Source organism: Massilia sp. UYP34, from assembly GCF_056279385.1.
This window is the reverse complement of record NZ_JBWBRF010000012.1, coordinates 13729-38580: the sequence shown is the minus strand read 5'-3', so window position 1 is coordinate 38580 and position 24852 is coordinate 13729. Positions and strand designations below refer to the sequence as shown.

General features: G+C 66.0%; 19 protein-coding genes. 5 read left to right on the top strand and 14 right to left on the bottom strand.

What is annotated here, in order from left to right; translation table 11 throughout:
* Positions 1–3: 3 nt before the first annotated feature.
* The 3 genes from ACZ9AQ_RS17315 to ACZ9AQ_RS17305 all read right to left on the bottom strand — a co-directional run bounded on the left by ACZ9AQ_RS17315 (position 4) and on the right by ACZ9AQ_RS17305 (position 2807).
* Positions 4–957, bottom strand: a complete 954-nt coding sequence (locus ACZ9AQ_RS17315; RefSeq protein WP_429205945.1) for an FAD binding domain-containing protein — start codon at positions 955–957, stop codon at positions 4–6.
* Positions 954–1607 (bottom strand): aldehyde dehydrogenase iron-sulfur subunit PaoA, encoded by a 654-nt coding sequence (gene paoA / locus ACZ9AQ_RS17310; RefSeq protein ID WP_429205946.1) that lies wholly within the window; start codon positions 1605–1607, stop codon positions 954–956. Before paoA ends, ACZ9AQ_RS17315 begins: the two co-directional genes overlap by 4 nt.
* 150 nt (positions 1608–1757) lie before the next feature.
* Positions 1758–2807 (bottom strand): NAD(P)-dependent alcohol dehydrogenase, encoded by a 1050-nt coding sequence (locus ACZ9AQ_RS17305; RefSeq protein WP_429205948.1) that lies wholly within the window; start codon positions 2805–2807, stop codon positions 1758–1760.
* A gap of 348 nt (positions 2808–3155) precedes the next feature.
* On the opposite strand from ACZ9AQ_RS17305, the gene ACZ9AQ_RS17300 reads away from it, so the two are divergent.
* Positions 3156–3962 (top strand): cache domain-containing protein, encoded by an 807-nt coding sequence (locus ACZ9AQ_RS17300; protein ID WP_429205949.1) that lies wholly within the window; start codon positions 3156–3158, stop codon positions 3960–3962.
* Positions 3963–3992: 30 nt separating this feature from the next.
* Positions 3993–4736 carry a diguanylate cyclase gene (locus ACZ9AQ_RS17295; RefSeq protein WP_429205950.1) on the top strand — a complete coding sequence of 248 codons (744 nt, stop codon included), beginning with the start codon at positions 3993–3995 and terminating at the stop codon, positions 4734–4736.
* On the opposite strand, the gene ACZ9AQ_RS17290 is transcribed toward ACZ9AQ_RS17295, so the two are convergent.
* Complete coding sequence (locus ACZ9AQ_RS17290; protein WP_429205952.1) at positions 4713–5411, bottom strand: YjjG family noncanonical pyrimidine nucleotidase; 699 nt, start codon at positions 5409–5411, stop codon at positions 4713–4715. The genes ACZ9AQ_RS17295 and ACZ9AQ_RS17290 overlap by 24 nt on opposite strands.
* A 63-nt stretch (positions 5412–5474) precedes the next feature.
* Entirely contained in the window at positions 5475–5657 is a 183-nt protein-coding gene (locus ACZ9AQ_RS17285; protein ID WP_429205953.1) for a hypothetical protein, read from the bottom strand.
* A 73-nt stretch (positions 5658–5730) separates the two neighbouring features.
* Here ACZ9AQ_RS17285 and ACZ9AQ_RS17280 point away from each other — a divergent pair, with 73 nt between their 5' ends.
* Positions 5731–6294 (top strand): CcdC protein domain-containing protein, encoded by a 564-nt coding sequence (locus ACZ9AQ_RS17280; protein WP_429205954.1) that lies wholly within the window; start codon positions 5731–5733, stop codon positions 6292–6294.
* A gap of 199 nt (positions 6295–6493) precedes the next feature.
* On the opposite strand, the gene ACZ9AQ_RS17275 is transcribed toward ACZ9AQ_RS17280, so the two are convergent.
* The 5 genes from ACZ9AQ_RS17275 to ACZ9AQ_RS17255 form a co-directional block, all read right to left on the bottom strand.
* A complete protein-coding gene (locus ACZ9AQ_RS17275; protein ID WP_429205956.1) occupies positions 6494–9316 on the bottom strand; it encodes an ATP-binding protein in 2823 nt (940 codons plus the stop codon).
* An 8-nt stretch (positions 9317–9324) separates the two neighbouring features.
* The gene (locus ACZ9AQ_RS17270) at positions 9325–10116 is read right to left on the bottom strand and encodes a hypothetical protein (RefSeq protein ID WP_429205957.1); all 792 of its coding nucleotides are present in this window, start codon (positions 10114–10116) and stop codon (positions 9325–9327) included.
* Entirely contained in the window at positions 10113–11489 is a 1377-nt protein-coding gene (locus tag ACZ9AQ_RS17265) for a hypothetical protein (RefSeq protein ID WP_429205958.1), read from the bottom strand. The genes ACZ9AQ_RS17270 and ACZ9AQ_RS17265 overlap by 4 nt, the downstream gene beginning before the upstream one ends.
* Before the next feature lie 198 nt (positions 11490–11687).
* Positions 11688–12458 carry a DUF3108 domain-containing protein gene (locus tag ACZ9AQ_RS17260; RefSeq protein ID WP_429205960.1) on the bottom strand — a complete coding sequence of 257 codons (771 nt, stop codon included), beginning with the start codon at positions 12456–12458 and terminating at the stop codon, positions 11688–11690.
* A gap of 1 nt (position 12459) precedes the next feature.
* The gene (locus tag ACZ9AQ_RS17255) at positions 12460–13599 is read right to left on the bottom strand and encodes a DUF3108 domain-containing protein (protein WP_429205962.1); all 1140 of its coding nucleotides are present in this window, start codon (positions 13597–13599) and stop codon (positions 12460–12462) included.
* 263 nt (positions 13600–13862) lie between these two features.
* On the opposite strand from ACZ9AQ_RS17255, the gene ACZ9AQ_RS17250 reads away from it, so the two are divergent.
* Complete coding sequence (locus ACZ9AQ_RS17250) at positions 13863–14615, top strand: PhaM family polyhydroxyalkanoate granule multifunctional regulatory protein (RefSeq protein ID WP_429205963.1); 753 nt, start codon at positions 13863–13865, stop codon at positions 14613–14615.
* A 108-nt stretch (positions 14616–14723) separates the two neighbouring features.
* Positions 14724–17933, top strand: coding sequence for a patatin-like phospholipase family protein (locus tag ACZ9AQ_RS17245; protein ID WP_429205965.1), 3210 nt, complete (start codon positions 14724–14726; stop codon positions 17931–17933).
* Positions 17934–17958: 25 nt separating this feature from the next.
* Here ACZ9AQ_RS17245 and ACZ9AQ_RS17240 read toward each other — a convergent pair whose 3' ends face one another.
* From ACZ9AQ_RS17240 to ACZ9AQ_RS17225, 4 genes are all read right to left on the bottom strand, one after another.
* The gene (locus tag ACZ9AQ_RS17240) at positions 17959–19302 is read right to left on the bottom strand and encodes an McrC family protein (RefSeq protein WP_429205966.1); all 1344 of its coding nucleotides are present in this window, start codon (positions 19300–19302) and stop codon (positions 17959–17961) included.
* Positions 19289–21889, bottom strand: a complete 2601-nt coding sequence (locus ACZ9AQ_RS17235; protein ID WP_429205967.1) for an McrB family protein — start codon at positions 21887–21889, stop codon at positions 19289–19291. The genes ACZ9AQ_RS17240 and ACZ9AQ_RS17235 overlap by 14 nt, the downstream gene beginning before the upstream one ends.
* A 446-nt stretch (positions 21890–22335) precedes the next feature.
* Positions 22336–24141, bottom strand: coding sequence for a tetratricopeptide repeat protein (locus tag ACZ9AQ_RS17230; RefSeq protein ID WP_429205968.1), 1806 nt, complete (start codon positions 24139–24141; stop codon positions 22336–22338).
* On the bottom strand, positions 24138–24839 hold the full coding sequence (locus tag ACZ9AQ_RS17225) for a sensor histidine kinase (RefSeq protein WP_429205970.1): 702 nt from the start codon (positions 24837–24839) through the stop codon (positions 24138–24140). The genes ACZ9AQ_RS17230 and ACZ9AQ_RS17225 overlap by 4 nt, the downstream gene beginning before the upstream one ends.
* Positions 24840–24852: the final 13 nt, after the last annotated feature.

The window sequence follows — 24852 nt, the reverse complement described above, 5'->3', positions numbered from 1 at the left end:
CTTTCAGCTCGCACGGGCTTGCGCCAGGATGGAATCGAGCGTGCGCTCGACGAGCAGGATCTTGAATGCGTTGTCATCGGTGGTGCGGGCGCCGGCCAGCAGTTGCGCGGTGGTGGCCTTGCCGCCGCGCGGCAGCTGGCTTTCCGCCGCCGGCACGCGCCACGGCCGGTGCGCCACGCCGCCCACGGCCACGCGGCCGCTGCCGTCCGGCTGCACCACGGCCGCCACCGAGATCAGGGCGAACGCGTATGAGGCGCGGTCGCGCACCTTGCGGTAATAGTGCTTGCCGCCCAGCGGCTTGGGCAGGGTCACCGCCGTGATCAGCTCGCCCGGCATCAGGCTGTGCTCGATGTGCGGCGTGGCGCCCGGCAGCCGATAGAAGTCGGCGATCGGGATCGTGCGCGCGCTGCCGTCGGGCCGCACGGTCTCCACGCCGACGTCGAGCAGTTGCATGGCCACCGCCATGTCGCTCGGATGGGTCGCAATGCAGGCATCGCTCTGGCCGACGATCGCATGGCCGCGCGTGTGCCCGCCGATGGCCGTGCAGCCGCTGCCGGGCACGCGCTTGTTGCACGGCATATTGGTGTCGTAGAAGTAGGGGCAGCGGGTGCGCTGCAGCAGGTTGCCGGCGGTGGTCGCCTTGTTGCGCAGCTGGGTCGAGGCGCCGGCCAGCAGCGCGCGCGACAGCACGCCGTAATCCTTGCGCACGCGCGCGTCGGCCGCCAGGTCGGTGTTGCGCACCAGCGCGCCGATGCGCAGGCCCCCCTCCTTCGTCGCCTCGATCTTGTCGAGCGCCAGGCCGTTCACGTCGATCAGGTGGGCCGGGGTTTCGATCTCGAGCTTCATCAGGTCGAGCAGGTTGGTGCCGCCCGCGATGAAACGCGCGTTCGGGGTCCTGGCGGCGGCCGCCGCCGCTTCGGCCGGGGTGGCGGCCTTCTGGTAGCTGAATGCCTTCATGCCTTGACTCCTCCCACTTCCTTGATCGCGTCGATGATGTTCGAATAGGCGCCGCAGCGGCAGATGTTGCCGCTCATGCGCTCGCGGATCTCGTCGACGGACAGCAGCGGCCTGGCGTTCAGGTCGCCGGTCACATGGCTCGGGATGCCCTGGCGGATCTCGTCGATCACCGCCACGGCCGAACAGATCTGCCCCGGGGTACAGTAGCCGCACTGGAAGCCGTCGTGCTTGATGAAGGCCGCCTGCATCGGATGGAGCTTGTCTGGCGTGCCCATGCCTTCGATGGTGGTGATCTCGGCGCCGTCGTGCATGATCGCCAGGCTCAGGCAGGAATTGATGCGGCGGCCGTCGACCAGCACCGTGCAGGCGCCGCACTGGCCCTGGTCGCACCCCTTCTTGGTGCCGCTCAGGTGCAGGTTTTCGCGCAGCGCGTCGAGCAGGGTGGTGCGGGTGTCGAGCGTCAGTTCGCGCGCCTGGCCATTCACGCGCAGGGTGACCTTGCCGGTCACCGGCGCCGGCGTCTGCGCGCCGGCGGCGCCCTGCCCCGCCGCCTGGGCGCCGGCCAGCGGCAGGGCCGCCGCCGTCGCGCCGAGCGCGCCGCCGATCAGGACACCGCGCCGGGTCTGGTTGATATTGTTGGAGTCGTCCATCGGGTATGTTTCCTTCTGTCAGCGGTTTAAAAATCCGGTTGATGTTACGGCAAGCCCTTCCCGCGATTCATGAAGGACGCGGCATGGGCTTATGTTTCCTGTTCATGAATCGGGATGGCGTGCCGACCATCCGGCGGGCCCGCCGATGGTTCAGGCGGCCAGGGTGGCGTTGTCGATCACGAAGCGGTACTTGACGTCGCCCTTGAGCATACGCTCGTAGGCGCCGTTGATGTCGTCGGCGCGGATCATTTCGATGTCGGCCACGATGCCGTGCTCGGCGCAGAAGTCGAGCATTTCCTGGGTTTCCGGAATGCCCCCGATCATCGAGCCGGCGATCGCGCGGCGCTTCGTGATCAGGTTGAATACCTGCGGCGACGGATGCGGCGACTCGGGCGCGCCGACCAGCACCATGGTGCCGTCGCGCTTGAGCAGGCCGAGGAAGGCGTCCAGGTCGTGCGGCGCGGCGACCGTGTTGATGATCAGGTCCAGGCGCCGGGCCTGGGCCGCCATCGCGCCGGCATCCTTCGAGACCACGACTTCGTCGGCGCCCAGGTTCAGGGCATCCTGGCGCTTCGATTCCGAGGTGGTGAAGGCGACCACGTGCGCGCCCAGGGCGTGGGCCAGCTTGATGCCCATGTGGCCCAGGCCGCCGATGCCGACGATGCCGACGCGCTTGCCGGGACCGGCGTTCCAGTGGCGCAGCGGCGACCAGGTGGTGATGCCGGCGCACAGCAGCGGCGCCACGGCCGCCAACTGCTCCTGCGGATGGCGCACGCGCAGCACGAAGCGCTCGTCGACCACGATCTGCTGCGCATAGCCGCCCAGCGTGTGGCCCGGCGCGTCCGGGGTCGGGCCATTGTAGGTGCCGACCATATTGTCGCAATAGTTCTCGAGGCCTTCGCCGCAGTCCGCGCAGGCCTTGCAGCTGTCGACCATGCAGCCGACGCCGACCAGGTCGCCGACCTGGTGGCTGGTGACGTGGGCGCCGACCGCCGTCACGCGGCCGACGATCTCGTGGCCCGGCACGCAAGGGTACAAGGTGCCGGCCCATTCGGCGCGCACCGTGTGCAGGTCGGAGTGGCAGACGCCGCAGAAGTCGATGTCGATCTGGACGTCGTGCGCGCCTGGTGCGCGGCGGGTGATTTCCAGCATTTCCAGGGGTTGGTCGGCGGCATGCGCGCCATAGGCTTTGACTGTCATGGGGTTTTCCGTATTTGAATAGGGTGGCCGACGCGAGAGTGCCAGCGGTGCGCATCACGCGATTTGTCAGGAAAACATGTTATCCGCAAATTCATGACCAGAACCGGCCCAATTTTGACTGGGCTTATGAATTTTTCTCATGAATTAACTACACTTGGCTGGACGGACACGCCAGCCGACGCGGTTCATGGCTGGGCTATCCGGGCAAAGCCGCATCGTTCATCGCAATTCCCCTGACCGTCCAGGATCAGGCAAACCCATGCCTGCCAGAGCACTCCGGCGACAGGGTTCCTTTTCCAGTGGCACAATTTTCGGCCGAGCATCGCAACCATCTTCCGGCGAGGCGCATTGAACTCATCCATCGACAACCTGGATCACCACGTCGAGCACCTGAGCGGCAAGCGGCGTCCGGTCGTGCGCCTGGTGGTGGCGGCCACCGCCCTGGGCTGCTGCGTGCTGGTCGCGTTCGCGGCCTGGTTCATCTGGTCGTCGCGGCATGCGCAGATCCGGCAGACCGAAGTGGCGACCGCGAACGTGGCGCGCATGGTCGGCGTCCAGGTCGAGATCGCGATGAAGGCCACCACCATGGCCCTGGCGAACGTGGTCGAACGGGTGGAGCACGACGGCGCCGACGCGGCCGCGCTGAAGCGGCTGCAAGCCCACCTGGTGGTGCTGGCCAGGACCGCGCCCGAGCTGCACGGGATCTTCGTGTTTGCCGCCGACGGCCGCTGGCTCGCGTCCTCGCTGACCGGAACGCGCCAGGGCGACAATTCGGACCGCGCCTATTTCGAGCACCACCGCACCGATGCCGGCCGCGACATCCATGTGGGTCATCCGGTCCGCAGTCGCTCCACCGGGGTCTGGGTGCTGCCGATCTCGCGCCGCATCGACCACCCCGACGGCAGCTTTGCCGGCGTGGCGCTGGTGACCCTGAAGGTGAATTCCTTCGATCGCCTCTACGACGAGCTGGATGTCGGAAAGACCGGCACGGTGCTGCTCGCCCTGCAGGACGGCACGGTGGTCTACCGCCGCCCTTTCGACGACCGGCTGATCGGCACCAACCAGGCGCGCGGCGCGATATTCCGGGCCATCGGGGAAAACGCGGTCGGCTCGGACTTCCTGGTCGCCCGGGTCGACCATATCGAGCGGTTGTAGAGTTACCGGCGGGTCGACGACTCTGCCTTCGTGATCGCCGTCGGCCAGGCCAAGGACGAGCTGCTCGGCCCCTGGAAACGCGCCAGCATCCTGATCGGCGCGGCGGTCTTCCTGATCGCCGCCACGTTCGCCCTCTTCGCCCGCAAGCTGATCGGGCAATTCATCATCCGCGACCGGCTCGACCAGAAGCTGCGCGCCTATTCGCAAGACCTGCGGCGCGACAATCTCGGCCTGCAGCAGCTGGCCCATACCGACACGCTGACGCGGCTGGCCAACCGGCGCCGCTTCGACGAGGTGCTCGCGCAGGAGCTGGCGCGCGCGGCGCGCGGCAACAACCCGCTGGCGCTGATCCTGCTCGACGTCGACTTCTTCAAGAAGTTCAACGACCACTATGGCCATCCGGCCGGCGACGCCTGCCTGCAGGAGGTGGGCCGCATGCTGGCCAGGCAGGTCAACCGCAACGGCGACCTGGCGGCGCGCTATGGCGGCGAGGAATTCGCCATCATCCTGCCGCATACCGACCTGGCCGGCGCGACCGCCGTGGCGGAGCGGATCCGCGCCGAGATCATGGCGCTGCGCCTGCCGCACCGGGAGTCGCCGCTCGGCATGGTCAGCGCCAGCCTGGGCGTGGCCGCGCTGGTCGCGCCCACGGACGCGCGCGACCTCGTCGCCCGCGCGGACCGGCAGCTGTACGAAGCCAAGCGCCGCGGCCGCAACCGCGTCTGCGGCGACGGCTGCGCACCTTCGGCGTCAGGCGGCCAGGCCGCGCAGTGAGGCGACGATGTCGTGCAGGCTGGCGACCTCGCAGCTCGGGATCGCCTGCGAGTCGTTGGCCAGGCGGCCGGGATTGAACCAGCAGCTCTCGATGCCGAAACGGTTGGCGCCGAGGATGTCGGCGTCCAGGCGGTCGCCGACGATCACGGTCTCGTGCCTGGCGAAGCTGCGCGCCATCTTGCTGGTGAACTCGAAGAAGCGGCTGTCGGGCTTGGCGAAGCCGCAGGCTTCGGAGGTGGCGACGAAGGACAGGTGGGGCTTGAGCCCCGAACTGGCGATGCGGCGGTGCTGGATCTGGTGGGCGCCGTTGGTGATGATGCCCACTTCGCCGATGCCGGCCAGGGTGTCGCACAGCTGGACGGCGCCGTCGACCAGCACCACGGTGTCGGCCAGCGATTCGACGTACAGGTCGCTGGCGCGCTGCGGATCGAGCTCGATGCCGTTGTCCGCGAAGGTCTTGCGAAAGCGCTCGACCTTGAGGAAGTCCTTGGTGACGGCGCCCTGTTCGAAGCGGCGCCACAGCGCGAGATTGGTCGCCTGGTATTGCCGGAACAAGTCGCCGACCTGCTCGCGCACGCCGAGTTGCTCCATGGTGCGCAGAAAGGAGCGCTGTTCGGAGGCGCGGAAATCGAGCAGGGTGTCGTCGAGGTCGAACAGGAAAAGTCGGTGTTTCATGACGTCGGGAGGAGAGTGCAACTGTTACTTCATGGTAGCACGCTCCCCCGGACGCGGTGCGGCTCAGCTCGGCTTGTGATCGGGCACCGGTTCCTCGTCGTTCGGCAGGTGCACCGGCTGGTGGTGCGGGTGCGGCGTGTCGAAGGGCTCGGGCATCGGTTCTTCGATCGGCGCCGGATCGGGGGCGCGGTGGGCGTGGACGGGCAAGCGCGGCGGCTTGCGAAGCTCGTGTCGAACTGCGTGCATGATGTGGTCTCCTGGCAGGAATGCGGTTCGAGCTACCTTATCATGCTGCCCGGCGGGACGGCGCGCGCCGGCCGTGGGCTACAATGCATTCTTCCTGAACACAGCCTTCTTGCCGCACATGGAATTGTCGATCACCACCCTGGCCCTGCTCGTCCTGACCCCGCTGCTGGTGTGGCGCATCTACAGCCGCATCAAGACCCGGATGCAGCGCCAGCGCTCGATCGTCTCGCGCCACTACACCGGCGTGCTGGTGTTCGGCGCGATGATCCTGGTGCCGCTGGCGCAGCTGTTCGACACGCCCTATAACCTGGCGGCGCTGGTGGTCGGCGCCGGCGGCGGCATCGGCTACGCCGTCTGGGGGCTGAAATTGACCCGGTTCGAGGAAACCCCGCAGGGCTACTTCTTCACGCCGCCCGCGCGCCTGGGACTGGTGATGGCGATGATCCTGGTGGCGCGCCTGCTGTACATCGGCATCGAAGTGTATGCCAACCAGGGCAAGGGCATCCCCACCCCACGGCTGACCGACAGCCCGCTCACCATGCTGTGCGTGGGGATCACGGCCGGTTACTTCGGCTACTATTCGGCGGCGCTGCTGCGCTGGCGGCGGCGGGCGCGCAAGGCGATCGACCAGGTTTGATCGTGCGCGGTATGCGGGCATCCTTGGGTTCCCGCCTTCGCGGGAACGACGTGCTCGAGTACGTGTCCGAATTCATCATCGCACGATCAGCGTGCGAATCAAGACAACGTCGTTCCCGCGAAGGCGGGAACCCAGGTCCGTAGCCCACCACGCACGCGACCAATAACGAAAAAGGGATCCACCACGGATCCCTTTTTCGTTACGCGGCCTTCGCCCCTTCTTTTCTCCGCTGCAGCACGAAGATCGGCTGCGCCCACTGCATGTCCTTCTTCTTCTTGCTCGTGATGAGCGTCAGTTCCGAAGGATCGTAGACGTCGGTGTTGTGCGTCAGCGGCGTCGTCATCAGGTACTGGGCGTCGGTGTTCTTCAGGAACTCGCCGACCAGCTGGATATTCCTGATGTCCAGGTGCGCGAACGGTTCGTCGATGAACACGAAACCGCCCGAGCCTTCTTCGGATTTCAACAGACCGATCAGCAAGACCAGCGACTTCATCACCTGCTGGCCGCCCGAGGCTTCGCCGTCGTTCATCCCGATCTGGTCCTTGCCGTCGAACTTGAAGCGCACGTGCAGGCCCGCCTGGGACAGCTGCACGTCGTCGTTCTCCAGCCGCACCGGGTCGGCCTGCACGTCGATGCCGGCCAGCGAACCCAGTTCGCGGATGTTCTTGGTATAGGTCTTGATCGTGTAGCGCAGGCGCTCGATGTAGGCCCCGCGCGCATTGCCGGTGGCCTCGATCGCGCGGTTGTTCTGGTAGCGGCGCTCCTCGGTCTCGCTCTGGCGGCTTTCCAGCTGCTCGTGCAGGCGCGCGTACTGGTCGATCACGGTCGGATCCAGCTCCCAGTCCTCGCGCGCCAGCGAATGCTCGAGCGAACCGAGACGCAGGTTGACCTGGTGCGCGTTCTGGTGCTTGGCCACCAGGTCGCCGCGCCAGTTGGGGTTCTTCCAGGCGACGGGCACCGCGCGCCAGCCGCGGCGCAGCTCCAGCAGCGCCTTGGCGTGCTCGCTGCGCTGCTCGATCTGGCGCCGATGGTTCAGGCGCATGCCGGCTTCGGCTTCCGACAGCGCCATGCGCGCGTTCTGCCACACGGTGTCGGCGCGGGTGCGCGCCACCGTGGCGTCCTTGCTCAGGGTCTGCAGCTCGCCCAGGCGCGCGCCCACTTCCATGCGCTCGGCCTTGAGGGGCGCAATCGCGCGCGCGGCTTCGTCGAATTCTTCCTGGCGCGCCGACAGCTCCTTGGCGGCGTCGACGCCGGCGATGCGCGCCTTCAGGCCGCCCACTTCGGCGGCCAGCTTCGAGATCGCGAGGGTCAGCTCGTCCTCTTTCTTTTCCAGCGCCGGCATCAGCTTCTGGATCGCTTCCAGGCGCTGGGTCTTGCCGGCCGCGCCGAAGCGGTAGCGCGACGCCTCGACGAACAGCGAGCGGCCGCCGCGGCGTTCGCGGTGGTAGGCGTCCGGCGTGATCCATTCGTCCGAGCGGCTCTTGAAGCCGTCGTCGACCGAGTCGACGCGCTCGATGCGTTCGAGCTGGTCGATCAGCCAGCCCGGCGCTTTACCGGAGAAACGCACCACCGACAGCAGGCTGTCGTCCTTCACCACCGGCGCATTGACGCAATCGGGCACGATGAAGTGGCGATAGCGTTCCTTCTCCGCCAGCCGGTAGGCCGCCGGCGCATCTTTCGCGTTCTCCAGCAGCACCACCGAGGCGTAGCCGCCCAGCACGCCCTCGACCGCGCCCTGCCATTTCGGATCGGTCACCTCGACGATGTCCGACAGCATGGCGTGGGCGATGCCCTCGTCGCGCAGCGCGCGGCGCATCAGGCGCTGCGCTTCCGGCTCCGGCATCGAGGTCTTGCCCTGCAGCGCGGAGATGGTCGCCATCTCGCCCGCGATCTTGCTCGATACCGCTTCGCGCGCGCTCTTCTGGCGCGCCAGCTCGGCTTCTTTTTCTTCCAGCTTCCTGGCCACTTCGGCGATGTCGGCGCCGGCGTCCGCGGCCAGCTTTTGCAGGCGGTCGCGCTGCTCGAGCAGGCTTTCCAGGGGCTTCAAGCGCGTGTTCACCTCGGACAGGCGCTTGGCCAGTTCCGTGCCTTCCTGCTCCAGCGCGGCTTCCTGCTTCTGGGCCTCGGTGAGCGAGCGCTGCTGGCTTGCCAACTGGCTGCGCTTCTCGGCCAGCTGGCCGTCGGCCTGCACCAGCGGCTTTTTCGCCTCGCGCAGCATGCGGCTGTTGCCGGCGGCCTTTTCGCGCGCCTCGTGGTATTGCAGCGCCGGCAGCACTTCTTCCTGCAGCGCGCGCCGTTCCTTGTTCAGGTCGGACCACTGGTGGTGGTTGGCCACGCGCAGGCGCAGCCCCTCCAGGTTGGTGCGCGAGGTTTCGAGTTCGGTCTCGAAGCGTTTGAGCTCGACCTCGGTGTCGCGCTGGTGGCGCTTGGCTTCGTCGTAGGCGTCCAGCACTTCCTTGTCGCCGAAGACCTGGAACACCAGGTCCAGCAACTGGCGCGGCGCGTATTCGCACAGCTTGTCCGTCTCGCCCTGCTCCAGCGCCAGCACCTTCGACATCGCCGGCGACAGGCCTGCCGAGGCCAGGCGTTTGCGGTAGTTCTCGACGCCCAGCCAGTCGGTGGCTTCGGTCACTTCCTCGATCTCGACGTTACCCGGACGCATCAGGTACTGGCGCTTCCAGTCGCCGCCGTTCTTCTGCACCTGGCAGAACAGCGTCACCTCGTCGTCCGAGAAAAAGCCCGAATGGCGGAACGGGCGGTTCGACAGCTGGCGTCCGACCGGCTTGTTGTCGACCACGGCGCGCAGCCAGGCGCTTTGCTGGCCCGAGTGGCGCGCATAGTGCTTGTACGTGCGGCCCATCGAGCAATCGAGGCCGAACAGGGTGCGCATCGCGTCGAGCAGCGTGGTCTTGCCCGAGCCGTTCTGGCCGGCGATCGTGATGATCTTGGCGTCCAGCGGGATGTTCTTGATCCGCTGCCAGTAATCCCAGTGGACCAGTTCGAGTGATTTAATGTGGAACATCGGCTATCTCAGTTCGGGGTATCGGTTGCTTCATTGGCTGCCTCATTGGCCACATCATTGGCCACATCACTGGCCACACCATCGGCCGCATCGGGCTGCTCGAGCGCCACCGCATCGTTGGCGGCTTCGGCCTCGGGCGCGTCGACCGCGGCCACCCTGCGCGGAGCGGCTGCCAGCGGCGCGCGCTTGAACACTTCGGACAGCGCGCCGTTGATGATGCGCTCCTTGAGCACGTCGGTGTCCATCATCAGGTCCAGCAGCGGGCCTTCCAGGATCACGTCGCCGCGCCGTTCGATGAAGCCCAGCTTGGACAGCACGCCCAGGTTCATGTCCATGCGGGTCTTCTTGCCGAGCTTGTCGCCGAAGTCCGACAGCAGCGCGGTGTACGAGATGCCGATCGACGCGTCTTCGGCGCGCGGGATCGGCGACTCCTTCTCGAACATGTCGTTCTGGTCGTCGTCCACCGTGGTGTGGGTTTCCTGGCGCTCGCGCTTGGGCAGGATGATCTGGGCCCACAGCACTACCAGCAGGGCCACGCCGTCGCGGGTCAGGCCGAAGTTATTGTTCTGCCAGATGTCCTTGGCGCCGAAGATCTTCGGCTCGACGTTGCGGTGCAGGGCCACGGTCACGTGGTCGGCGTACACGTTGTCGAGCAGTTTGAGGCCCGATTCGAGCAGGCGCTTGTCGACTTCGGCGCGGAACTGGTCGTCCGACAGCGCGCGCTTGACCATCTTGTCGTCGCGGCGCAGGGTCTGGTGCGTCAGCAGGCGCGCGATCAGGATTTGTGCATCGTCATTCATGTGGGCGTGCCGTCCGAAGGGTGATCTGGATTGAGGGAGAGGGTAGCGACCGACATGGCCGCCACTTCGGGGTCGTCGAGTTCGATCATCTGGTCCTGGGCCTCGAAGGCGAGCGGCAGGCGCGCCAGCTCGGCGGTCGCGCCCTGCAGGCTGGCCTCGGCCGCATCGCCCAAGAGCGGCAGCAGCGAGGCGCGGTAGGACGCCAGGGCGAAGCTGGCCGGCAGCAGCGATTCATGCAGCTGCACCCGACGCGGGCCGACTTCCGAAAACTCGGGGAAGTTGCCCAGGTTGGCGAAGTCGGACAGCTTGTTGATCCAGTCGTTCAGCTCGACCATCATGGCCGGGCTGTCGTTGATCGTCAGCGGCGCGTCCTGGCCGCTCGGCAGGCCCTTGGGGCCGGTCGAGATCACGCGCTCGGCCAGGAGCTCGGTCTCGGCCACGTCGATCATCTCGGCCGGGGTGGCGAACAGCGGCGTCACCGGGCGGTCGATCGCGCCCGAGGCCAGGCTCGCCAGGTCGTCATGGGCCAGCAGCCAGCGCTTGACGTCGGTGGTCGACAGGCCGGACTGGCCCAGGTGCACGCGCTGGCGCTCGATCTGGTTCAGCGCACGGGAAAACATGCCTTGCATGTTAAGGAGCGCGCTTTGTGCCCTGCCGATGGCCTGGGCCGCGCGGTGGGTGGCGGAATCGGCGCGCTCGTCCGAGGTAATGGCGCGCAGGATGACCGAGCCCTTCTCCACCCAGTCGCAGGCCATGTGCCACTTGGCCTGCGAGGTGCGCAGGCGAAACTCGGAGCCGGAGGCGATCGCGTCGCGAAATTCCTCGGTCAGCTCGATCAGGCGGCCCAGCAGGTGCTTGAGCTGGTCGACAGTGACGCCGCCGACCGCCTGGGCGCCGGCCACCTGCGACAGCAGGAAGCCCATCTCGGCGTCGTCGTCTTCGGGCTTGCCCAGCGCCAGCAGGGTCTCGAGCGCGGACAGCACGTTGCGCGCCAGCGGCGTGATGCGGTACACCGCGCCCGGGGCGTCCCAGGCCAGCAGGCCGTGGCCGCGCAGGCGGTTGAGCACCGTCTCCAGGCTTTCGGGAATCAGGTAGGCCAGCTTCTGGTTGATGTCGGCGCGCGAAAACGCCGAGCTGGCGGTGTCGCCGGCCAGTTCGCGCAGGACGAGCAGGCGCACCAGCACGCCATCCTGGGAGCCGTGGAACAGGGCCGTGAAGGCCGACAGCATCGGCTGGGCACGCTTGAGGTGGAAGACCTGCTCGATTTCGTCGGGCGCGACGCCTTCCTGGAAGTGTGCTTGCAGCGGATCAAGTTCCGGCGCTAAGGCCGGGGAGTCGGCAGCGAGGGCCGCGCCGGCAAGGGGATCGATCATCGTTGTTACCAGTCTCTCGTGCGCGGTCGAGACGGGCCTGGCATGACCGATATTGACGATGTTGACAATATCTACATGAACGTACTGACAGGCCCGACCGGCTTCGCGGGGGCGTCAGTATAACAGGCTGGACTGGCCAGTCAGCGATTGCCAACCCCGATCAGGGGCCGACAATTGCGGGAAAGACACAGATGAGAGTTACGGCTTGGCAATACTCTTGAGCGTCTGCTCGATGGTTTCCTTGTCGCCTTCGGTGAAGCGGATCTTGACCGGATACCATTCGTGCGCCGGCGCCAGCCACACCTCGACGCTCTGGTCGCGGCTGCCCGGCAGCGCCGCGCGGCTCACCAGCACGGCATCGACCTGGCCCAGCCCGGTCTTGACCTTCTCGCGCTTGATCACCTTGAAGGTCCAGGCCTCGGCGCTGCTGCGGCCGGCCACGAAGAACGGCCATTCCGAGCCGGGCTTGAACTTGTCGCCGGCGGCGCGCGCGACGGCCGCCAGCTGCCAGGTGATCGATACGCGGTCCTGCTCGCCGCCCTTGAGCGGATAGGTCTTGTCGCCCTCCGAGAAGCGCATGACTTTTTCGCCACGGTCGAAGGTGATCGAGGTCGGGTCCTTGCGCATGCGCTTTTCGGTAAATTCCACCGGGGCCAGGCCGAACTCGTCGATGGCGCCCTGGCTGCGGTTCTCGAGCAGGGTGCCGAGGAGGGCCACGCGCGATTCGACACCCAGGTCGTACTTGCCGTCGCCGGCGCGCCATGCGACCGTGGCGTCGCCCTTGAGCGACAGGCCGCGCTGGCGCGCGCTCAGGTCATAGTGCAGGTCGGCCGATGGCGGCAACTCGAAGGCGCGCTTGACGGCTGGATGCGCCGTCGCCGACGGATTTGCGGTCTGGGCGCCGGCACTGCCCAGGGCGAGCGCCAGCGTGCATGCCACGCCGGCTTGTCGAATGTTGTCTAGAAGCATATCAAAATCCTGAATGGTTCAAGACGATATTATTCACTGTTTGCGTGGTTACTGCTCCATTCGCCTCCGTATTGCGAATCCGCACCGGATACCAGCCATGTTGCGGGGCCAGCCAGATGTCGAGCGTCGACTTGTACGAGCCGGGCAGCGGCGGGCGGGTCAGGTGCCAGGTGTGCAGCTTGCCGAGCCGGGTGTCGATCTCTTCCTGCCCCACCAGCTTGAACCGGTAAACGCTGGCGTCGCGGTCTTCGCCGACAAGGATGTCGATATCGCTGCTCAATTGCTTGGGGTCGCCGCGCGCGATGGCCGACAGCTGCAGCGGGATGCTGGCCTTGTCCTGGGCGCCGGGCGCCAGCGGATAGGCCGCCTGCGACGCCGAGAAGGTCAGCTTGTTCTCTCCCCAGTTGAAATGGGTGGCGGTGAGCGAGCGGCCGCGCCGCTTTTCCGTCATCTTGATCGGCGCGAAGCCGGTGGCGGCCACCGCGCCCTCGCTGTGCAAGACCACCAGGTTGACCCGCGTAAACACGACCCGGATGCCGGCTTCGACCTGGATCCTGTAGGTGTCGTCGTTGAATTGCCAGGCCAGCATGGCCTCGCCCGACCATTCGGCGCCGTCCTTGTCGGTACGGGCGACGTCCAGCGTGATCGTGGCCGGGGGCGGCATGTCGACCTGGTAGCGGCGGATTTCCGGCACTGCCGGGGCGGCCGGTTCGGCCGGTGGCGCCGGCGTTTCCGGAACGGAAGGCGTGGGAGCGGCCGTCGTCTCCGGTGGCGGCGCCGGCGCCGCCGGCGCGATGCCGGCGCCTGCGGGCGCGCCATCGGCCGCGGCGTGAACGTCAGGGGTGATGTCGCCGGCCTGCGCGGGCATCCCGAGTTCGGCGGGCAGCGGGGGGATCACGGGCAGGGGCGGCGGCCCCGCGTCGGGCACCGGCAAGGGCGCGGGCGGCGGCGGCGCCGGCGGCGTGGCGGCCGGCAGGACGCGCGTCAGCAGGGTCGCCGCGCCGCCCTCCCCTCCGGCCTGGCGCGGGAGCGACAGGTTCACGTCGAGCAGCACGCTCAACACGATCCAGTGCAGCAATACCACCAGCGCGACCGACAGCAGCCGGCGGCGACGCGGAAGAAGGAGTGGTGCGGATTGCATACCGCTAGTGTAGCGCGGGCGCGACCGGCCTTGCACGGCGCCGGTGAGAATGGCCATGCGCAGCCGGGCCGCCCGGGCCGAGTGCGTTTGCGCAGCGCAACTTTCCATCGTGCCGTCAAGACGCATTTTGCTGGGCAGGCAATATTTCTGACAGTTATCCGACTTGGGTCCAGCGCAAGCCCGGCGTTTTCCAGCCCCATGCCCGGCATGGCCCATCCGGGCGTAATCTGCTACGCTTGCCGCACAACTACCGGAGACCAACGATGCTGAATCAGCCCATGCCAGGAATGACCGACACGCTCGAATTCGTCAAGAACCTGTGGGGCGGCATGAACATCCCCGGCGCCATGCCCGGCATGGGCGGCATGCCGATGCCCGGCGCCGGCCTGTCGGTCGACGACCTGGACAAGAAGATCGCCGACCTGAAGGCGGTCGAGTCCTGGCTCAACCTCAACATGAGCATGCTGCGCGGCTCGATCCAGGCGCTGGAAATCCAGCGCGGCACCCTGGCCACGCTCAAGGCAATGGGCGACAGCATGGCCCAGGCCATGAGCCAGACCGGCGCCGCCAGCGATGCCGCCATGGCGCCGTTCGCGCAATTCTTCGCCCAGGCGGCGCAAGCCGCCGCGCCCGCCGCCAAACCCGCGGACAGCGTCGCCTCGCCAGCGCCATCGCCATCTGCGCCACCGCCATCTGCGCCGCCGCCATCCCCGGCGGCGTCCGGGACCGCGGCGCCGCCCCAGGGCGCCGAGGCCGCGCACGCCGCCATGCCGGCGGCCGTTGCTTGGTGGAATTTGTTGCAAGACCAATTCCGCCAAGCCGTGGCCAGCGCCATGCCGCCGGACGCCGCCAATCCGGACCAGGCCGGCGCGCCGCCCGATGACGGCGGCAACAGCCCGCAAGCCGGCGCCGCCGCCGGCAAGCCGTCCGCAGGCCAATCGGCCGACGCCCAACAGGGCAACGGTAATCCGCCCTCCGGCCGGCGCAGCGCGCGCGGCAAGACCGACAAGGCGTGAGAGCGCCGCATTGATCCAAACGGTAGTGCTCGCCTGCAAACCGTGCTGAACTGACCCGGCGGCCCGGCCTGCCCGGCCCGGCCGCGTCCCCGTTCAGCCGGAGGAGCCATGCTGCCGAGCGACCTGATCCACCTGACGCCGTCGCAGGTCGACGACCTGCGGCGTAAACTCGCCGCCGCCGGCTGCAATCCGCCGCCCGGCGCGCGCAGCGTCGCCGAGTTGCAGGACGCCTTTGCCCTGCTGCGCAAGCGCCACGGCCTGGCGCCGTCGGACAAGATCGACGGCGACCTGTTGCGCTGCCTCGACGCCGCCGCCGGCCACCTGTTCGGCGAGGTGCTGCGCGACGAACTCGACATGCTGCGTCCGGACATGGAAGATCCGCAGGGAGACGGGCGGCGCGGCGCCGCGCTGGACGCCGCCTTGCCGCCCGACCGCGAGCGCCTCTTGCAGCGCGCCCACGGCGGCATGCTGACCGGCCTGGCGCTGTCCGGCGGCGGCGTGCGCAGCGCCACCTTCAGCCTGGGCGCCCTGCAGGCGCTGGCGCGCTGCGGCCTGCTGCGCCACATCGACTACCTGTCGACCGTGTCCGGCGGCGGCTTCGTCGGCGGCTGGCTGTCGAAATGCCTGCATGCCAACGGCGGCGACATCGCCAGGGTGGAAGCCATGCTGGCGCCGCAGGCCGGCAGCCTCGAGGCGCCCGAGCTGCGCTTTTTGCGCCAGTACAGCAACTACCTGTCGCCGCAGGGCGGCATGTTCAGCGCCGACACCTGGACCCTGGTCGGCACCTACGTGCGCAACACGGGCCTGAACCTGGCCATGCTGGTGGCCTGGATGTGCGCCCTGCTGCTGCTGCCGCGCTTTGCCGTCTGGGCCGTGCACCGCGTGGTCGCACCTGGCGGGCCATGGGCGCACCTGGCCGACATCGCCTGGATCCTCGGCGTGCTGCTGTTCCTGTTCGCCGTGTTCTGCATCGCGCTGTCGATTTCGAGCAAGCCGGAAAGCTCGCGCGGGATGCGCCGCTTTCCGCTGTCGCAGGGCGCGGTCCTGTGGTGCATCAACCTGCCGCTGCTGCTGGCGGGCTTTCTCGGCAGCCTGGGCCTGTGGCGCCACGGCGGCGCGGCGCCGTCGGCCTTCCTGCCGACCGGGCTCGATGGCCGCTGGCACTGGCTGCTGGCCCCGGGCCTGGTCTATTTCATCGTCTGGGCCTGCGGCTGGTACCTGGCCCATGACCGCTCCAGCCCCTACCGCCGCACCGGCTATACCGTGTGCGCCGCCGGCGCCGCCAGCGTGCTGCTGGTGCTGCTGGAAGCCGGCCGCGCCTTCGCCCCCGATATCCTGGCGTTGCTGCGGGTCGATGCCGCCCGGCTGTCGCTGCTGCTGTGCTGGACGGTCGGCCTGCTGCTGGCGCTGGCTGGCTGGCTGGCCATCTACACGCGGCTGCACGCCGACCCGCCGCTGCGCGACCTGACCCGCGCCGAACTGTGCGAAGGCCTGTCGCACTTCCTGTGCGCGATGGGCGCGCTCACCCTCGGCACCCTGCTGCTGCTGGGCGGGATGGCGGTGCTGCCCGATCCCGCCAGCCAGCGCGTGCTGAACGACGCGATCGCCCTCGCCACCTTCGGCATGCCGCTCATGATGGCGCTGTTCGCCGCCACCATGACCCTGATGATCGGCCTGGTCGGCCGCCTGTACAGCGACGCCAGCCGCGAATGGTGGAGCCGCCAGGACGCCTGGACCGCGATCTTCGCCCTCCTGTGGTTGACTGTGTACGTCACCTGCTTTTACATTCCTCCGTTGTTGCACTGGGCCTGGCTCACCTACGAGCCCTGGTCCAACCTGGGCACCCTGCTCGGCTGGCTGGCGATGACCGCCTTCGGGCTCAAGGCCGGCAGCAGCGTGTCGACCGGCGCGCGCGGCGCCCCGGACCCGAAGCTCGAACTGGTCGCGCGGCTGGCGCCCTACGTGTTCACGGTCGGGATCTTCGCCCTCCTGAGCAGCCTGGTGCAGGCCGCGGTGGCGCTGCCGGATGTCGCCTGCCCCAGGGCCGAGCTCACTTGCGTGCTGCGCGCCCATGCCGACGCCACCCTGGCAACGAGCGGTGCGACCCTGCTGCTGGCCTTCGGCGCCTTCCTGGGCGCCGCCCTGTTGCTCGGCTGGCGGGTCGACATCAACAAGTTCTCGCTATATATGCTGTATCGCAACCGGGTGGTGCGGGCCTGGTTCGGCGCCGGCAACCGCACGCGCCAGCCGCATCCCTTCACCGGCTTCGACCCCAACGACGACATGCTGCTGGCCGAGCTGCGCTACGGGCGGCCCTACCCGATCGTGAACACCGCGCTGAACCTGGTCGGCGGCGCTGAACTGGCCTGGCAGACGCGGCGCACCGCCTCGTTCGCCTTCACGCCGCGCTGGTGCGGTTACGAGCAGCCCGCCGTGGCGCCCGGCGGCGCGGGGGCGCCGGCGGGCTGCTACCGGCCCACCGACCAGTATGCCTCGCGCTCCGGCGTCGGCCTGGACGACGACGCCGGCGTGCGGCTCGGGATGGCGGTGGCCTTGTCCGGCGCCGCGGCCAGCCCGAACATGGGCGCCCACTCGTCGCCGCCCCTGAACTTCCTGATGACGATGTTCAACGTGCGCCTGGGGCGCTGGTGCCCGAATCCGGCGCGCCGCGCCTGGACCAGCGCCTCGCCGCCGATTGGCCTGTTCAGCCTCTTGTCCGAGCTGTTCGGCCAGCTCGACGCCGACGCCGCCTACGTGCACCTGAGCGACGGCGGCCACTTCGACAACCTCGGCATCTACGAGCTGGTGCGGCGCCGCTGCCGGCTGGTGATCGCGATCGACGTGGGGAGCGACCGCTACCTGGCGTTCGAAGACCTGGGCAACGCGATCCGGCGCTGCGGCACCGACCTGCACGTGCGCATCGACCTCGACGTCTCGCGCCTGGCCGCGATCGGCGACAGCGGCATGTGCGGCGCCAGCTGCGCGGCCGGCCACATCCGCTACAGCCAGGCCGACCGCGGCGCCGCCGACGGCGTGCTCCTGTACGTGAAGCCGGCCATCGTCGGCAGCGAGAATGCCGACCTGCTCAACTACCGCAAGCTGCATCCCGGCTACCCGCACGAAAGCATCGCCGACCAGTGGTTCGACGACGCCCAGTTCGAGAGCTACCGCGCGCTGGGCGAGCACATCGTCGATTGCGCGCTGCGCGAGGCGGCGCGCGCCACCGTGCGCGCGAACGGCGAGCCGGATATCGAGGCGCTGTGCGCGCAGCTGCTGCAGCGGCATGGGCCGGGGCGCCGCGACGGCGCCGGAGCTTGATGCGCATGTCTCCTGGCATGCCTGCTCAAGTGACGTTATAGGGATGGAAATAAGGTGCGAAGGGAGCATCGACAGGCACGGCAAGCATTCGGCTCTTCAAACAGAAAGGAACCACCCAGAGCCTGAGGCCCTGCGTCTTGGGAAAGCTGAAAACAGGCAGTGCCCTGTCGAAGAGATCGGTACGCGGATAGATCAGGACCACATCACCCTGGCCATCGAGGTAAGATTGACCGTAGGCCAGCAGCTGGTAAAAATCGCTCTGTGCCAGACCGTACTTTAGCGTGCCGCCGGTTTTGTGGCGGTCCAACAGTTTCCACTTGGTGTCGAGTACTAGGAAATCTTTTGCCGACTCCCGCACGAGTAGGTCCGGCTGGAGACGAAACCAGCTTTGTTCATCATGACGAACCAGATAATGCGAACGCATTTGCGTCTTCAAGTAATTTGGTTTGCGCAGTTGAAGCGACATGTGTTTAGTCACGAACGCCTCGAACACTCTCTCCATCGGGAACAGCAGAGAAGGCGCTGCGTGACGGCCACTTCCTGTCACCGGGGACAACTCCTCTAGAATCAGCTTTGCCCAAGTAAGTGCGTCCGCATAAGTGCTCATACCTCGGTCGAGGCGTACGCGGCGGAAATCGGCTTGAATCTCCGTACTCAATGGAATGTCAACGAAGAGAGAGCTCAGTTCGCGCGCCAGCCGCTGGTTTTCCTGCAGCGCGAGTGACGGGAGAATCCGCCGCAGTGCCGTGTGCAGTAACCGGTTCTCCGGGCGATCACTGGAAAATTCGTCATGCTCCGTGAAGAATCTATCGGCGCGCGTCAGGTTATGCCGCAATTGCTGGTTGATCAAGATCTTCCCTCGCAGTGCATGAAGGTTGTCCTGCCTGACCGCGTAGTCGCTACGCAAGCCATGCTTGGCAACCTGTTTTACTGCGAGCAGGAATTCTGTCATGAACACTTCAAGCAGCGGCATTGTGGCCGCAGCCAATTTCGCGCGTTCGGTCTTGATGTGACGAAAGCCATGGAGGCAGCACAGCATTTCAATCAGTAGCTGCCGTGCTTCGTTCGCGCCACCCTCATTCGCCAGACCTGTTTTTGGCAATACCTCAATTTGAAATCCTGCTGGACTGCGCATGACCCCGACATAATTTGTTACCTGCACAGCCCTCCGGCCGGCCCGCTGTATCAACCTGAGCCATGGTGTCTCACCCTCTTCCGCGGCCTGCAGACAGGTGCTTTCGAGCCATGCGAATACTGCAGGTGGCACCGTGGGCCCTGGCGATCCGCTGCCTTCAACAAACACGGCGTCAAATTCGAAGATGGCGAGATGGGTACGCGCCTGAGCATGTGGCTGGTCAGCGCGCGCCAAGATAAATTCCGATATAGGCGTCGGGGTTTGACAATGCCAGATCATTCAGCGCATAGCGCCTTCTGGTGCCGAACGCTTCCAGACCATGACTCGCACCGAATAGCTGGACCAGCTCACCTTCCTGATCATCGTCTACGAGAATGAAGCACGTTCGTTGATCACCGCTCATTGCTTTCTGGTTATCACCCAGTATCAATCGGATCTTTTCCCAGTCTTCGAAGAAATACTCTTCGAGCAGAGGGATGATCCTGTTGCGGAAGATGTGCTCCAAGCGTTCAAACCGGACCATGCCGTCCTGCGCGTCACCTAACTCCATGAAGTAAGCGTGACCAATCGTATGGTCGCGGTCATACAGCGATTCGATGCGCTGGTTGATGCGACTGAGCAGAGAGGGGATATCGATCGATTTTTCACCAAGCGTGACGCGCAGCGCATACAAGGGAGCGTCTATTTCGTCCTTGCTATTCGGCATACGGGGTACAAAGTCGAAACGGCGGCGCAGTGCCGTATCGACCAAGGCCAGCGACCGGTCAGCCGTATTCATGCTCCCGATAATGTCCACGTTGGCCGGTATTGAAAACTGTTCGCCGGAATAAGGGAGCGTCACCTTGGTCACATTTTTCGCGCCTTCGCGCTTGTCTACTTCAATCAGCGTGATCAGCTCACCGAAAATCTTGCTGATATTCCCTCGGTTGATCTCGTCGATCACCATCGCAAACTGCTGTTCAGGAAAGCGCCGTGCATCCTCACACAGTCTCTTGAATACACCAGGGCGAATCTCGTAGCGAATCTGTCCGTCCGCGCTGACGTCCAGCACCGGCCGCAGTCCTTCGACAAACTCTTCGTACCCGTAGGACTGGTGAAAAGTAACGAGACTGTAATGCTCGGCAACTCCTCCATTGTCGTCCGACGTGGTGTAGGTCTGTTTTAACAGCTGCAGAAGCTGATGCGTCTTGCCGGTGCCCGGCGGCCCGTAATAGATCCGGTTGAAGGTCTGCCGAACCGGTATCGGCAGCAGTTCGTCGCCTTCGTCGTCCTCATCCTCCACATCGTCGTCAAGGAATCCGGGTTCGTTGGACTCTGCATCCAACTGGTCCGGCCACCAGCCGGGTCGCGCCTTGTCGACGGCCAGCCATTCGTCAAGCGCTTCGTTTGATTGGGCAAACGCGCGCTCAATGGTCGACACCAGTTCTTCGCTCAAGGGCTTGCGGTGGCACTGCTCCATTTCACCAACCGGTCGAGTCCACGTGATTTTCTGCTTTTCCTTGCCGCGAACAACCCCCAGAACACCGGCAGCTTTCCTGTCGTGCGGATTCTTCCGTCCAAACCGGACCTGCACGCCTTTGCCCATATGCCACCAATCAAGCCCGGCGTCGTGCACGACTCGCGCGAGGCGAACAAACAGAGCGCGGTACTCGGCGGACCAAGTGCGTCGAAATTCCTTGAATGACGCCTTGCCGTCAAAGCGCGATAACAGCTTTTCATCGGTGTCGAAATCTGAGTCGGCTGGAACCGTCGATGCCGTCATGGCGTCAAGAGGCTCGCCCGCCAATGAAGCAAGTTCCGCCAGACTGATCCCAAAATACGGTTGCAACAACGTATGGTCAAACAGCGCCAGATCGTCCTTGCCAACTTGATAGAAAGTAGATCGGTAGGACGGTGACCACCCCTTTGAGCTATCTGTGTATGGATCGGTCCGAATAGCGAGTTTCAGGACGCGGTAATTTCGCTGCAGCCAGCCAGCGTCTTTCGGCGAAGATTGCGCGGCTGAGGTGAACTGGCCTACGAGTTGAGGGCTGTTGCTATTGCACAGATAAAACAATGTACCTATCGGTGCGTTTTCAAATTTTTTCCCCTGGCTTTTCCCGGTATCGCCATAGATCATGGCCAACCCTTTTTCCCGATACTGTTGCTGCTCTTCTTTCGTGAAGCTTCCATTGCCATGGGATAGCTTCCAAATGGCGAGGTTTTGCCGACTCCATGTTTCCCACATGAGCCGTCCATACTCAAGTATCCCCATATTTTCGGGCTTGTCGGCAACGACCGCACGCTGCAGGGATGCCATATTTGCATCAAGGAAAGCGCTGTCATCGATCAACGCTTTGAGAGGCGCGCGCGTGAATATATTAACAAGCCGTGGATTCTGCCGATCCTGATAGTGGAAAGCGATCTTCCATCGGTAGACTTCACCGAATATATCCATCGACTCAATGGCATCGAGATCGCCTTGTGCGGCGTACCGTGCGACTTGGACAACTCCCTGCCTGACCTGCTCGAAGGCTTGCTCAGCGGTATCCCCAAGCGCCGTGTACCACGCATAGTCTGCGGAATAACTTAGCGTCTGGTCACCGCTCTTTTCCCCGACGTCCTTGCGAGAAAAAATGCCGAACTTGAAGGCCGAGCCGCCCCACATGCTGCCCATTTTATCCAGCCGTGCTTCTATCCAGTAAGTGAATGTGTCTTTCGAACCAGCCTTCGTATATTCGTCGAGTTTCATTTCCCGGAGACGCGCCTCCGGCCACACCGTCAAGAACTCACTCCACAAATCGTATTGCTTTTTTAGCTCGACCATCATTTCCCTTTTCATGAACGCGGCGTTATCGTGAATTGCGATTATGAGGCATTGTTCTTCATGACAAGAATGCCATGCCAGTCAGCGCCGCCTGATCGCCATACCGGGCGATGCGGTGCGCCGTTCCCGGCACGACAGGCAGCGCACTTGCGGCCCGCAAGCGCCGCTAGGCCGTCTCGACAGTACGCGAGGTCAGCGCTCCTTTCCGCGCGACCAACCGCTTGGTCTCGCCGGTATGCGCCAGTGGAAATTTCTCCGTGCACGGCAGCAGTGCCGTCCCCGCGCCGCCAATGCGGCGCCGGGACACGTCGGCGTGTACCGGATGGCCGCCGGGAACCGGATCGGCACGTCGTTCCTACAGCCCCTCACGGATGGAGCGGCTTATTCCGATACTGGCTCGTATTGCGAAAACAACGCTAACAACGCGATCTTTCGCCTCCCGTAATGGACGGGCGCGGCCTTCATGCGTTCGATGGCGCCGCCTCGCCCTCTTCAGGCGATGGCGCGGCCGGCGGCGCGTCCGGCTGGGCGGGTTCAGGCTGCGGCTGCAGCGCGCCCAGTTGCTCCATCAGCTGCGCGAAGCGCTGCTGGCCCGGCTGCAGCTCGTCGACGTGCTCCAGCACCTCACGGGCCTCGAGTTCGAGTTCGGGGTCGTAGCCGCGCTGCTGCATGTGCGAGATCAGGATCTGCACCTCGTTGAACAGCACCCGGACGTTGTCCGGCAGCCGCTCGCGCGCCTTGCGCATCCATTCGACGGCGTCGGGCAGCTTGCCGGTTTTCCACAGCACCACGCCCTGGTTCATCAGGTCCACCGCCTCCTTGCGCGCGGTGCGGATGATGAGCGCGCCCTCGTCAGACAGGCGCGCGCGGTCGAAGATCTTCTGCACTTCGTCCTGCAGCAGCGTGTTGTCGTGGTTGTTGCGGATCACGTGGGCCAGCACCTCGTTGGGCGTCTCCTTGACGCCGACCGCGAACAGCAGGGTCGCCATCTCGATGCAGATCGCGGTGCCGGGCCGCTTGGGATCGGCCTGCAGCATCGCCTCCAGCTCGTCCCCGACGCGGCGCGCGTTCAGGTAGTCGCCGCTCTCGTGATAGACGTGGCCTTCGGTGATCTTCGCGCGCAGCGCCATGTGTTCGTGCTCGCTGCCGAATTCGCGCTGGGCCAGGAGGAGCAGCTGCAGCGCATCCTTGGTATTGCCCTTCAGGCCGCACACGCGCGCCAGGCCGAGGAAGTCGTCCGGCGCCTTGCGGATCGAATACTCGCCGATCACCAGGCATTTGCGGAAGGCCTTCTCGGCCATCGGCACGTTCCCCAGGCGCAGCGCGGCCTGGCCCAGGTGACGCTGGCGCGGCACCGAGTTGGGCGACAGCTTGGCGGCGCGCTCGAGCACCGCGGCCGCCTCTTCGTGCTGGCCCAAACCCTGGTAGGCGCGCGCCAGCTGGTCGTAGGCGTCGATGTAGTGGCGGTTCTCGGCGATCACGGTCTGGAACATCTGGCGCGCCTGCTCGAAATCGCCGTCGGCCATGCGGATCTTGCCCAGCCCGGCGCGCGCCCAGTGGTATTCGCGCTGGGCCAGCACTTTTTCGTAGACCTCGCGCGCGCGCGCCGGCTGGCCGCTGCGCTCGAGCATGCGCGCCTTCATGCGCAGCAGCTCGATCTCGTGCACCCGGCTGGCGGCGATCTGGTCGTCGCACAGGCGCGCCGCGCGCAGGTAATCCTTTTCGACGAAGGCCTGGTCGATCAGGCGGAACATCTGCTTGCGGCGCCACACGCGGTTCAGGCGCGTGAGCAGCACGCCTTCGGTGATCGGCTTGACCAGGTAGGCGTCCGGCTGGTGCTCGGCCGCGCCCATCACCGACTCCACGCTCTTCTCGGCCGAGACCATCACGAACACCGAGGACGGCATCAGGAGATGGCGCATGCGCGCTTCTTCCAGCACCTGCTGGCCGTTCTTGCCCTCGCCCAGGTTGTAGTCGCACAGCACCACGTCGTAGCGCAGCTTGTTGAGCAGGCCCATGGCTTCGCCGCCGCTGGACGCCTGGTCGATATTCCTGGCCCCCAGGCTGCGCAGGCTTTCGCGCAGCAGCTGGCGGATGCCGACGAAGTCGTCGACGACCAGGTAGTGCTTGCTGGCCCAGTCGATCTCTTCGAGCACCTTGGGCTTCGCGCCCCCCAGCGCGGCGGCCGGCCTGACGTCCGGCTTGGCGTTCGGCTTGACATCATCCGGCCTGGGGTCCGGCTTGGAGAAAGCGGCGAGCGGGTTCATGGCAGGGTCAGGATGAAGCAGCCGCCGCCGAGCGGGCCGCCGTTTTCAAGCCGCACCGCGCCCGACCGTTCGCGGTGGCGGTGCATGCGCGCCACCTCGCCCGAGAAGTACAGGCCCAAGCCGGCGCTATTGGTCAGGAAGTTGACGCCGCTGTCGCCGCTGCCCGGCGTGCCGGCCGCCAGCAACACGGGCGGAAAGCCGGCGCCATTGTCTTCGACCCGGATCTCCAGCTCGCCATCGCGCGAGCGCGCCGACAGGCGGATGCGGTCGCGCGTGTAGTGCAGCGCGTTGTTGACCGCGTGCGAGACCACGCCCACGATCAGGTCTTCGTCGACGTGGGCCATCAGTTCGGGATCGACGTCCAGTTCCAGCGTCACGCCGCGCGACTCGATCAGCACGCGCTCGAGGGCCACCACCTGCTCGACCAGCTGACCGACTTCGATCGGCTGGACGTCGAACGGGTAGCCGGGCTTGCCGACCTGTTTGTACAGCGCCAGCAGCTGCATCAGGTTGTCGTTCAGGCGGCGCGTCTGGTACAGCATCTGCGCCATCTGCGCATACGCCTTCTCGGTCTCGGGCGAGGCGCCGTCGAGCAGGCGTTCGAGCGTGCCGGACAGGACGCTGATCGAGTTCTTCATGTCGTGCGCCGTGGACGCCAGGAACAGGAACAGCTCGGGCGAGTGGTGTGAATCTTCCATCCGGACAGGCCCT